Genomic DNA, 11,906 nt, shown 5'->3' on the forward strand with positions numbered 1-11,906 from the left:
TCAGGCATAAATCAGCGATTAGATCTGATAATCGATCGCCACTTCGTTCTCCTCAGCAAACACCCGAGCTTTAATCTCATCCGGCGTCAGCTCCGGGTTACATAACTGAATAAACTTCCACGTGTAGTTACGCTGCAATTGACCGCGCTTAAGACCAAGCCAGACGGTGTTGGCTTCAAACAGGTGGCGGGCATCCAATCGAACCAGACCGGGGTCACGTGTGGCGTCGAACGACATATCCGCCACAATCCCCACACCTAACCCCAGTTCAACATAGGTTTTGATCACATCAGAGTCTTGCGCGCTGATAGAAATATGCGGTGTCAGGCCAGCGGCAGTGAACGCCCGATCAATGCGTGAGCGGCCGGTAATGCCCTGACGGTAGGTAATCAACGGGACTGCACTCAATTTGTCGAGCGTTATGACCGGCTCTTGCTCCAGTGCATGGCCTTCCGGCAACAGAATAGCGTGATGCCAGCGGTACCAGGGAAATGCCGCCAGTGAGGTGACATTGATCAGCTGTTCAGTGGCGATTCCGATATCCGCTTCACCGGATTCCAGCATCGCGACAATCTCGTCGGGTGTTCCCTGATTCAGCACCACTTGAACCTGCGGATAAAGTGCGCGGAATGCTTTGATGACTCCCGGCAGGCTGTAGCGCGCCTGAGTATGGGTCGTGGCGATAACCAGTTGCCCGACATCATTATCGCTAAAAAGGTTCGCCAGCCGACGGATGTGGTTGGCGTCATTAAGGATACGCTCGGCCATTACCAGCAGTTCTTTGCCCGGCTCCGTCATCCCCAGTAAGCGCTTACCGCGACGGATAAATATCTCAATCCCCAGCTCTTCTTCCAGTTCGCGAATATGACGACTGACCCCAGACTGGGAGGTGAATAGGGTATTGGCAACCTCGGTCAGGTTATAGTTGCATCGCGCCGATTCGCGGATGATCTTCAATTGTTGAAAGTTCACGCCCTTGTCCCTTGTCACTTCTGTTGTTAGCACTATTCATACGAAGTATTTTTATTCCATACAAATAAAGAAAAATTACTATTTATAATTTTTTGAGCTATAACAACACGCATTATTCCCCTTTCTACTCGACAGGAAAAAGGCGTTGTGAACAAAAGCATGGTGAATTAAGACACCAAAACTACGCTCTACACAATTTGTAGTCTGTTATCGTGGTGGCATTCTCGCCACCCTTTACTAAGCTTATGCCGAGTTACCTTTTACTTTACGCTTCCGTAACTAAGGCGGCTTTATGTTACCGAGGGTTCATTTAGTTAATTCATCGCAAGGAAGTTTTTTAACACTAGGCCAGGATCTGATAACGCAGCATCTTACAACCAAGGATGAATGGGAAAAATGGCTATGTCTCGTCACTAATGAATTTACCTCGGAATTCGATTCCCCGGTCGTTTTTGACATTGGTGCTAATCTGGGGGCTTATACTGTGCCGGTCGCAAACGAAATAGAAAAACAAGATGGCGTTGTTTATTCGTTCGAACCGCAAAAATTTGTGTATTACCAGTTATGCGGCAACATCTTCTTAAACCGGCTGAGTAACGTCACCGCGCTCAATAAGGCCGTTGGTAGTGAGGATGGAGTCATTGAAATCCCTATTCCTGATTACCAGAAAATGGCTAATACCGGCACATTTTCAATAGTTGATGAATATAGAGCGCGTAATGGCATAAGCGGATGCATGTCGAAAGAAACGCATTTCGTGCAGGTCATCAAGCTCGACGACCTTCTGTTTAACGAAAAAACTCGTTTTGTGAAAATAGACGTAGAAGGTCTGGAGTTAGACGTACTAAAAGGTGCGGTCGGTTTTCTGGAGCATAACCACTTTCCACCCTTCTCATTTGAAGCCTGGAATACCCATTGGTTCGCAGAGAAAAAACAAGAACTGCTATCCTTTATAACGCATATGGGCTACACCATAGAGCACATTTATAACGATGACTATATTGCGCATCACCCAAAAAATGACGCGAAAGTAGATTTTAATCGGGATAGCAACGGAACGTTACTGTCCGTATGTCGAGCGAAGTGAGCACACGACAGTAGAGCCATAATGTCAGTTATGGCTCTGCTCCTTCAAATCGACCGGATCAAAAAATCGCTCACATCTGACTCGACTTCTTCCATCTGCCGCAGCGCATCCAGCGTGTCGCGCGCTTCTTGTTCATCCAGCCGACTCATGGCAAAACCAACGTGTACCAGCACCCACTGGCCTATCAATGTGGCAGGCGTTTGCCCCTCGTCCTGCACCAGCGTCACATTCACTTCACGGCGTACGCCACAGACATCAACCCATGCCAGTTGATGATCCGATGATGCCCACTCCACCACCTGCCCCGGAATTCCCAGACACATAACACCCATCCTGTTCGTTAGTCACCTTTCTCCCTGACAGCTTAAGCAAATTTGATGCCAGCTGACATGATCCTGCGCAGCCTGGGCGCTGTCGCGAAATCGAACCACTGTCAGCTGTCTCTCACCTGGCCATCAGGCCGCTGCACACCGGGCTACTCGTCAAATCTGTCGGCAATTACCTTCCTGTCGACCGGGCTAACGCACTGTCGAGGGTGACGACAGTCGCCTGGTGGTTCGTCGAAAAACATCGTCACTAATGTCGAACGGCAACGGTCATCAGGGATAAATATCATTACACGAAAATCATAACCACATGATTATTAAATACATTAAACCCATATTTTTCTTATGGCATGGAATATGCTTGCGGCGCAGTAAACATTTCTATCACCCCGGAGGGTATGGCTATGAACCGCTTCGTCATTGCGGAGCCAACACGTTGTATCGGATGCAACACCTGCATGGCGGCCTGTACACAAGTGCACCGACAGGCTGGGTTGCAGTCTCATCCGAGACTGACCGTTGAGCGTGACGCCGGAGGCACCGCCCCAGTGCTGTGTCGCCATTGTGAAGACGCGCCCTGCGCGAAAGTTTGTCCGGTCAATGCCATCACGCATCAGGACAACGCCGTGTTGCTGGACGAAAACACTTGTATCGGCTGCAAACTCTGCGCCATCGCCTGCCCGTTTGGTGCTATCACGCCATCTGGCAGTACCCCGCTGGCGACACCGACGGCGTTTGATCAACACATTCCGTTGACACTGCTGTCCGATGTTCCCGTCAGCCTGCCGTCGGTGCATCCGATGCTGTCGTGGAACGCCGGGGTTCGCAGCATCGCGGTGAAATGCGACCTGTGTGATTTTCGCGAACAAGGGCCGGAATGCGTACGCGTCTGCCCGACCCACGCGTTGTATCTGGTAGATGACACCACGCTGGACGATGCTATCGCCGCTAAACGCCGTCAGGCCGCACAATGGCCGCAGGGCAACGTCCCTTTCCCTCCCATAGGGGCTGACAGGGAGCAAAACCTATGATGACCTCATTGCAATTATTCACGCCACTGCAATGGTTGGGACTGTCGTTGGCGCTGTATCTGGCAGGTGCAGTGCTTTCACTGCTGTGCTGCCGTCAGGAGTCGCTGGCTATCCGCTTAAGCGGGCTGTGTGCGCTGGCAGGGGGGTGTGCCGGCGTCCTGGCTGCCGCCCCGGTACTGCTTGGCGGCAATGTGCTGACTGCCGTATTCGCCGGGCCGTTTGACGCCTTCGCTCACCTGACGCTGCGCTTTGACACACTCGCGGCATTTATGACGTTAGTGATTTCGCTACTGGTAGCGGTATCTGCGTTGTATTCACTGGCCTATCTGGAAGAGTATCGCGGGCGTGGTGCCTGGGCGATGGGGTTCTTCATGAACCTGTTTGTCGCCTCGATGGTCGCGCTGGTGATCGTGGATAACGCGTTCTACTTCATTGTGCTGTTCGAGGTGATGTCGCTCAGCTCCTACTTCCTGGTGATTGCCGATCAGGATGACGAGGCCGTCAGCGCCGGGTTGCTCTACTTCCTGATTGCCCACGCCGGTTCCGTGCTGATTATGGCGGCATTCTTTCTGCTCTACCGTCACAGCGCCAGCCTCGACTTCGCGGATTTCCGCCACGCGTCGTTGTCGGCTCCCCAAGCTTCCGCGGTATTCCTGCTGGCGTTTTTCGGTTTTGGTGCCAAAGCCGGGATGCTGCCGTTACACGGCTGGCTGCCCCGCGCACACCCGGCCGCCCCATCGCACGCCTCCGCGCTCATGTCTGGTGTGATGGTGAAGATAGGGGTGTTCGGTATCATCAAAGTCGGTATTGATTTACTCGGGGCGACAGAAACCTGGTGGGGCGTCGTCGTGCTGGCATTCGGCGCGGTATCGTCGGTGTTAGGTGTGCTGTACGCGCTGGCCGAACATGACATCAAGCGTCTGCTGGCGTACCACACGGTAGAAAACATCGGCATCATTCTGATGGGTGTCGGCGTCGGCATGATCGGTATCGCCACCCATCATCCGCTGCTGGCGTTGCTTGGCCTGCTGGGCGGGTTGTATCACCTGCTCAACCATGCGGTGTTCAAGGGATTGCTGTTCCTCGGTGCCGGTGCGGTTATCTACCGCGTCCACACCAAAGATATGGAAAAAATGGGCGGACTGGCACGGTTGATGCCGAAAACCGCGCTGGCGTTTTTGGTAGGTTGTATGGCGATCTCCGCCCTGCCGCCACTTAACGGCTTCGTCAGTGAGTGGTTTACCTACCAGTCACTGTTCACCCTCAGCCATAACGGCGGCATTGGTCTGCGGCTGGTCGCTCCGATCGCCATCGTGATGCTGGCCATCACCGGTGCGCTGGCGGCGATGTGCTTCGTCAAAGTGTATGGCATCAGCTTCTGTGGCGCACCGCGCAGCGAAAAAGCCTCGCACGCCCGTGAAGTCCCCTGGCCGATGACACTCGCCATGCTGCTGCTGGCACTGCTGTGCATTCTGCTTGGCATCGGTGCCAGTGTGGTCGCACCGGTCATTACCCGTATCGCCGCCGACCTGGCACACACCCCGACGGTCGCCATGGCACAAGGACTGGGCGTATTCCCTGGCGACAGCCAGCAGACCAGCCTCAACACCCCGCTGATCTTCATCCTGCTACTGGCACTGCCGTTACTGCCGCTGATGATTTACAGCCTGCTGCGTGGCCCGCGCCTCGACTTTCGTCAGAAAGGCACGCCCTGGGCTTGCGGCTACGGCTACGAACAAGCCATGTCAGCGTCTGCCGGTAGCTTTACCCAGCCGTTGCGAGTGATGTTCGCCCCACTCTATCGCGTGCGTAAAACCCTCAACCCAGCCCCAGCCATGCAACAGGCGCTGGAGAAAACCACGCAAGCGGCAGCGCGTGCCGAACCTGTCTGGGACGATCATGTGGTCATGCCGGTCGTCAGCATCGTGCAACGCATCAGTCGGGCGGTGCAATGGATTCAGCACGGTGATTTCCGGGTGTACTGCCTGTATGTCGTGGCGGCGCTGGTGGCCCTGCTGCTGGTCACTCTGGTTTAAGGAGACGGAACATGACTCACGTTTCACTCATATTTCCGCTGCTGTGCGCGCTGTTGCAAGCCGTACTGCTGATGGCGGTAGCACCGCTGCTGTCCGGTCTGTCGCGCGTGCTGCGCGCCAAAATGCACTCCCGGCAGGGACCGGGGCTGCTGCAGGATTATCGTGACATCGTCAAACTGCTGCGACGCCAGGAAGTGGCGCCCCAGCACAGCGGCGGCGTCTTTCGCCTGATGCCATTCATCTTGCTCGGCACCATGCTGCTGGTGGCGATGACGCTGCCCGCAATGACTGACGCGTCGCCGTTCGGTGCGGCGGGAGATGTCATCACCCTGCTGTACCTGTTTGCGGTATTTCGCTTTTTCTTTTCACTGTCTGGTCTTGATTCCGGCAGTACCTTCGCCGGTATCGGTGCCAGCCGCGAGCTGACGCTCGGTATTCTGGTAGAGCCTATCCTGATGCTCGCGCTGCTGGTGGTGGCTCTGGTGGCCGGTTCCACCAATATTGGCAACATCAGCGTCAAGCTGGCGAGCGGCCACTGGGTCTCCCCTACCGCCACCGTACTGGCCTTACTGGCCTGCGCGTTCGCCACCTTCATTGAAATGGGCAAAATCCCGTTCGATGTCGCGGAAGCCGAACAGGAACTGCAGGAAGGGCCGCTGACCGAATACGCCGGTGCCGGGCTGGCGCTGGTGAAATGGGGCATCAGCCTCAAACAAGTGGTGGTCGCCACGCTGTTTCTATCGATTTTCGTGCCGTTCGGCAAAGCAGAGACGTTGTCTGTTGCCTGCCTGCTGTGGGGTGCGCTGGCGCTGTTCATCAAGCTGGTGGTGGTGTTTGTCATCGCCGCAGCTATCGAAAACAGCCTGGCGCGCGGGCGCTTCCTGCTGACCGGCCGGGTCACCTGGCTCGGATTCGGTGTCGCGGCGCTGGCGTTCGTTTTCTACCTGACTGGATTATAAGGAGTCGACATCCATCATGGAGAATATTGCTCTTGCCACCCTACTGCTGCCGTTTCTCGGCGCGCTGCTAATAGCGTTTGCGCCGCAGCGCCTGGCCAAAGGGTTATGTACGCTGTTCGCCCTGCTGGCGACGCTCGGCATGGCGCTGCTGGCCTGGCGCTATTTCGATGGCGGAAAAACCGATTTGGTCGTGCCGCTTTATCGTTACGGTCAGGCAGATTTATTCGGTTTTGTGTTCGACCGCATCAGCCTGTTGATAGGCTTTGCGGTGGTCTCGCTCGGTTTCCTGGTGAGCCTCTATTCCTGCGGCTACCTGACACTGGGCAACCGCGAGCATCCGCACGATGGCAGCAATCGCTACTACGCGTTTTTGCTGGTGTTTATCGGCGCGATGGCCGGGTTAACACTGTCATCCACCATCCTTGGTCAACTGCTGTTCTTTGAAATTACCGGCGGTTGTTCCTGGGCGTTGATCGGCTACTACCAGAAACCGAAGTCACTGCGTTCCGCGCTCAAAGCGCTGCTGGTGACCCATGTCGCGTCCGTTGGCTTGTATCTGGCGGCGGCCTGGCTGTTCGCCACCACCGGTACCTTCGCGCTCAGTGCCATCGCGCAACTGGACGACAGCAGCAAAATCATCGTCTTCAGCGGCATTCTGTTCGCGGCCTGGGGCAAGTCAGCCCAGTTGCCGCTGCATGTCTGGCTGCCGGATGCGATGGAAGCGCCGACACCGGTGAGTGCGTATCTGCACGCCGCGTCGATGGTAAAAGTCGGCGTGTATATCTTCGCCCGCGCGATTTTGTCCGCCGTTGAGGTGCCACATGTTATCGGCGTGGTCGGCGTCATCATGGCGACGATCACACTGGTGTACGGCTTCCTGATGTATCTGCCGCAAAAAGACATGAAGCGACTGCTGGCGTACTCCACCATCACCCAGCTGGCTTACATTTTCCTGGCGCTGTCGCTGTCCATCTTCGGTTCACGCATGGCCTTTGACGCCGGTATGGCCTACATCTTCAACCATGCTTACGCCAAGAGCCTGTTCTTCCTGGTGGCCGGTGCACTCAGCTACAGCTGTGGTACCCGCATGCTGCCACAGTTACGCGGCATGATGGCTCGCCTGCCGCTGCTGGGTATCGGCTTTTGTGTCGCGGCGTTGGCGATCACCGGCGTTCCCCCGTTCAACGGCTTTTTCAGCAAGTTTCCGCTGTTTGCCGCCGGGTTTGCGCTTTCCAACGACATCTGGTGGTTACTGCCGTTGATGATAGTCGTACTGGTGGAATCGGTCGCCAGCTTTGCCTGGTTCCTCTACTGGTTTGGTCGCACCGTGCCGGGCGAGCCCTCCGAGGAAGTGGCATCCGCGACGCCAGTGCCGATGTCGATGAACCTGGTGCTGCTGGTGCTGATAGTGATGTCGCTGTGCTCCAGCGTTATCGCCGCACTCTGGCTGAAATAAGGAACTCCCATGACTGGATCACTTCTCGTCAATAATCTGGCAGGTTTGCTGATCATCACCTCGTTGCTGGTGATCGCTGCCAGAAAACCCACGGTGTCCGCCGCGCTGTATGCATTACAGTCGCTGGTGCTGGTGCTTATCTTTATCTCGCTGGGTGGACTACTCGGTTCGCATGAGCTGTATCTGTGGTCGCTGACCGCCTTTATCACCAAGGTGGTGATGGTCCCCGCCATTATGAGCTTTGCTTTCTGCCGACTGGCCGACCCGAAAGCCGATGGCGGTGTGATTGGCACCGCCACATTGATACTGATCGCCACCTTGATTGTATTGCTGAGCTACTTTGCCGTTTCACCGGTGAAACTGCCGATGGTCAATGACCTCAAACCGGTGCTGGCGGTCTCACTCGGCCACTTCCTGATTGGCCTGCTGTGCATCGTCAGCCAGCGCAACATCCTCAAACAGGTGTTTGGTTACTGCTTAATGGAGAACGGCGCTCACCTGACGCTGGCGCTGCTGGCTTACCGCGCGCCTGAACTGGTGGAAATCGGCATCGCGACCGACGCTATCTTCGCCGTCATTGTGATGGCGCTGATGGCACGCAAAATCCACCGCACGCTGCACACGCTGGATGTTCAGCAACTGACTGCGTTGAAAGGATGAAACCATGACGACTTTGGATCTTTTTTCCCTGCTGCTGGGTGTGCCGTTTGTCGTCGCCCTGCTGGCGTTCGCCTGCCGCTTTACGGGCGCGGCGGCACGCTCGCTGGTGAGCCTGATTCATCTGGCAGGCATCAGCGCCCTGCTGCTGGTGGCATTACTGGTAGTCTGGACTGTCTACCAGCAAGGTGAATTACTGGCAGCACATCGCTGGCTGCACCTCGACAGCCTGAGTGCGCTATTCCTGGCGATTCTTGGCGTCATCGGCTTTCTTACCGGCCTCTACTCAATGGGGTACATGCGCCACGAAGTCGACAGCGGCGAAGTCAGCGTTACCACGCTGTGCCACTACTACGGCTTCTTCCATCTGTTCCTGTTCACCATGTTGCTGGTGATCACCAGTAATAACCTGATCCTGATGTGGGCGGCGATTGAAGCCACTACCTTGAGTTCAGCGTTTCTGGTGGGGCTGTACGGTCAGCGTTCCTCGCTGGAAGCAGCATGGAAATACATCATTATTTGTACCGTCGGCGTCGCGTTCGGTCTTTACGGTACGGTGCTGGTGTATGCCAACGCTGCCAACGTGATGGCGGAACCGGGCAATGCCATTTTCTGGACGGAAGTGCTCAAGCATGCCGGTGAGCTGGACAGCACGCTGATGCATCTGGCATTTATCTTTATTCTGATCGGGTTCGGTACCAAGACCGGCCTGTTCCCGATGCATGCCTGGTTACCGGATGCCCACAGTGAAGCACCAAGCCCGACCAGTGCCCTGCTCTCTGCGGTACTGCTCAACTGCGCACTGCTGGTTATCGTGCGCTACACCATCCTGATCAGTGCGGCCATCGGCCCGGAATTCCCGCAACGGCTGTTGCTGGTCTTCGGTCTGCTGTCGGTGGCTGTCGCCGCATTCCTGATTCTGGTGCAGCGCGACATGAAACGCCTGCTGGCCTATTCCAGTGTGGAAAACATGGGATTGATTGCCGTCGCCCTCGGCATCGGCGGCCCGCTCGGCATTCTGGCGGCACTGCTGCATACCTTAAATCACAGCCTGGCGAAAACCCTGCTGTTCTGTGGTTCCGGTAACGTACTGCTGAAATACGGCACCCGTGATATGGATGCGGTGAAAGGCATCCTGCGTGTTGCGCCGATTACCGGTGCACTGCTGGCCGGTGGCGCACTGGCGCTTGGCGGCATGCCGCCATTCAACGTGTTCCTGAGCGAGTTTATGACGGTAACCGCCGGTATCCATGCAGGCCATTTACCGTTGGTGCTGGTATTACTGGTGCTGTTGACCGTCGTGCTCGCCGGGCTGGTACGCATGATCGCCACCAGTGTGCTGGGTAGCAAGCCGGAAGCGGTCAGTAAAGGCGAGCTGGGCTGGCTCACCACCGCGCCAATGCTGATCCTGCTGGTATTAATGCTGGTCATGGGTACCCGCATTCCACAACCGGTCACCCATTTACTTGAGCGTGCTACGGCCATTGTGTTGAACGGTAATGCGTTGAACGGCAATCAAGCCGGTGAACAGGGACAACCCAGCATGGGCTGGCCCGCGCTGAGCGCACGCACTACTACGCCGAGTACTACCACGCCGGATACGGCACCTGCTTCATCGTTAACCCCTTCCCGTCAGGAGATGTACCGTGATTAATTCATCCAACGCGACCAACGCTGAAAATCTGGGCGCGAATTATGTCGCTCATGTCAGACAGCAATTCCCGACGGCGATTCTGGAAGAAGAACGGCAAACCGCCAACCAATTGACGATCACCGTCAAACTGCATCAGTTGCCGGAAGTCGTCGAATACCTTTACTACCAGCACGGCGGTTGGTTGTCCGTCTTGTTTGGTAACGACGAGCGCACCCTCAACGGCCATTTCGCCGTCTACTATGTGCTGTCGATGGAACAGGGTGAGAAGTGCTGGGTGGTAGTGAAAGCACTGGTTAACCCGACAGTGCCGGAATTCCCCTCGGTGACACCGCGTGTGCCTGCCGCCGTGTGGGGCGAGCGTGAAGTGCGTGATATGTACGGGCTGATTCCGGTCGGTCTGCCGGATGAGCGCCGACTGGTGCTGCCGGATGACTGGCCAGACGAACTCTACCCGCTGCGTAAAGACGCCATGGATTACCGCCAGCGCCCGGCCCCTACTCGTGATGACGAATCCTACACCTTTATTAATGAAGCCACCGGCGACACCCGTGTCGTGCCTATCGGCCCCATGCATATCACTTCCGATGAACCGGGGCATTTCCGGTTGTTCGTCGACGGTGAGCAAATCATTGATGCGGATTACCGCCTGTTCTACGTGCATCGCGGTATGGAAAAACTGGCGGAAACCCGCATGGGTTACAACGAAGTCACGTTCCTGTCCGACCGGGTGTGCGGCATCTGTGGTTTCACTCACAGCGTGGCCTATACCTCGTCTATCGAGAATGCGTTGGGCGTGATAGTACCCGCCCGCGCCCACACGATCCGCAGCATTCTGCTGGAGGTGGAGCGTCTGCACAGTCACCTGCTGAACATCGGGCTGTCCAGCCACTTTGTGGGCTTCGACACCGGCTTCATGCAGTTCTTCCGGGTGCGTGAGAAATCGATGCAAATCGCCGAAATGCTGACCGGTGCGCGTAAAACCTACGGCCTGAATCTGATTGGCGGTATTCGTCGCGACATACTGAAAGAAGACCGGCTGAAAACCATCAAACTGATTCGTGAAATGCGCGAAGAGGTTACACAACTGACGGACATGCTGCTGGGCACTGCCAACATGACGCAACGTACCCAGGGTATCGGCGTGCTGGACCGTCAGGTCGCGCGTGACTACAGCCCGGTAGGCCCGATGATTCGCGCCAGCGGCTTCCAGCGCGATGTGCGTGTCGACCACCCGTTCTCCGGCTATCTGGATCTGCCGATGGAACTGCATCATCTGGATGGCGGCGACGTCTACTCCCGTGTACTGGTGCGGGTACGCGAAGTGTTCACCTCGCTGGCGATGATCGAATTCGGGCTGGACAACATGCCGGAAGGGCCAATCCTCAACGAGCACATCAACTATCAACCGCATAAATTTGCGCTGGGCTTTACCGAAGCGCCACGCGGCGAAGATATCCACTGGAGTATGACCGGCGATAACCAGAAGCTGTTCCGCTGGCGCTGCCGTGCCGCCACCTACGCCAACTGGCCGGTGCTGCGCTTTATGTTACGCGGCAACACCATCTCGGATGCGCCGTTAATCATCGGCAGCCTTGACCCCTGCTACTCCTGTACCGACCGCGTCACACTGGTGGACGTCCGTAAAAAGAAAATCACCACCGTGCCGTATAAAGAGATCGAACGCTACGGGCTGGAACGTACCCGCTCGCCGCTGAAATGAGGGAGGCC

10 protein-coding genes are annotated in these 11,906 nt (G+C 56.3%); 8 read left to right on the top strand and 2 right to left on the bottom strand.

Features of this window, described 5'->3' with window-relative positions; translation table 11 throughout:
• Positions 1–18: 18 nt before the first annotated feature.
• Complete coding sequence (gene cbl / locus FGI04_RS11220) at positions 19–972, bottom strand: HTH-type transcriptional regulator Cbl (protein WP_407321203.1); 954 nt, start codon at positions 970–972, stop codon at positions 19–21.
• 292 nt (positions 973–1,264) lie between these two features.
• Here cbl and FGI04_RS11225 point away from each other — a divergent pair, with 292 nt between their 5' ends.
• Positions 1,265–2,059, top strand: a complete 795-nt coding sequence (locus FGI04_RS11225; protein ID WP_342701379.1) for an FkbM family methyltransferase — start codon at positions 1,265–1,267, stop codon at positions 2,057–2,059.
• A gap of 44 nt (positions 2,060–2,103) precedes the next feature.
• On the opposite strand, the gene hybG is transcribed toward FGI04_RS11225, so the two are convergent.
• Positions 2,104–2,382: a hydrogenase maturation factor HybG gene (gene hybG / locus FGI04_RS11230; RefSeq protein ID WP_342701380.1), complete on the bottom strand. Its 279-nt coding sequence runs from the start codon at positions 2,380–2,382 to the stop codon at positions 2,104–2,106.
• A gap of 407 nt (positions 2,383–2,789) precedes the next feature.
• Here hybG and FGI04_RS11235 point away from each other — a divergent pair, with 407 nt between their 5' ends.
• Genes FGI04_RS11235 through FGI04_RS11265 form a run of 7 tightly spaced genes read left to right on the top strand, consistent with a single transcriptional unit; the run spans position 2,790 to position 11,898 of the window.
• The gene (locus tag FGI04_RS11235) at positions 2,790–3,416 is read left to right on the top strand and encodes a 4Fe-4S dicluster domain-containing protein (RefSeq protein WP_407336735.1); all 627 of its coding nucleotides are present in this window, start codon (positions 2,790–2,792) and stop codon (positions 3,414–3,416) included.
• A complete protein-coding gene (gene hyfB / locus FGI04_RS11240) occupies positions 3,413–5,452 on the top strand; it encodes a hydrogenase 4 subunit B (protein ID WP_210175307.1) in 2,040 nt (679 codons plus the stop codon). The genes FGI04_RS11235 and hyfB overlap by 4 nt, the downstream gene beginning before the upstream one ends.
• A gap of 11 nt (positions 5,453–5,463) precedes the next feature.
• Positions 5,464–6,411, top strand: a complete 948-nt coding sequence (locus FGI04_RS11245) for a respiratory chain complex I subunit 1 family protein (RefSeq protein ID WP_342701381.1) — start codon at positions 5,464–5,466, stop codon at positions 6,409–6,411.
• Positions 6,412–6,427: 16 nt separating this feature from the next.
• On the top strand, positions 6,428–7,867 hold the full coding sequence (locus tag FGI04_RS11250; protein WP_019844846.1) for a hydrogenase 4 subunit D: 1,440 nt from the start codon (positions 6,428–6,430) through the stop codon (positions 7,865–7,867).
• Between the two features lie 9 nt (positions 7,868–7,876).
• The gene (gene hyfE, locus FGI04_RS11255; RefSeq protein WP_012885275.1) at positions 7,877–8,527 is read left to right on the top strand and encodes a hydrogenase 4 membrane subunit; all 651 of its coding nucleotides are present in this window, start codon (positions 7,877–7,879) and stop codon (positions 8,525–8,527) included.
• 4 nt (positions 8,528–8,531) lie between these two features.
• Positions 8,532–10,178, top strand: a complete 1,647-nt coding sequence (locus tag FGI04_RS11260; RefSeq protein ID WP_016943633.1) for a hydrogenase 4 subunit F — start codon at positions 8,532–8,534, stop codon at positions 10,176–10,178.
• Positions 10,171–11,898 carry a hydrogenase large subunit gene (locus FGI04_RS11265; RefSeq protein ID WP_042869751.1) on the top strand — a complete coding sequence of 576 codons (1,728 nt, stop codon included), beginning with the start codon at positions 10,171–10,173 and terminating at the stop codon, positions 11,896–11,898. The genes FGI04_RS11260 and FGI04_RS11265 overlap by 8 nt, the downstream gene beginning before the upstream one ends.
• Positions 11,899–11,906: the final 8 nt, after the last annotated feature.

This window comes from Dickeya ananatis, from assembly GCF_019464615.1.
Taxonomy (GTDB): domain Bacteria; phylum Pseudomonadota; class Gammaproteobacteria; order Enterobacterales; family Enterobacteriaceae; genus Dickeya; species Dickeya oryzae.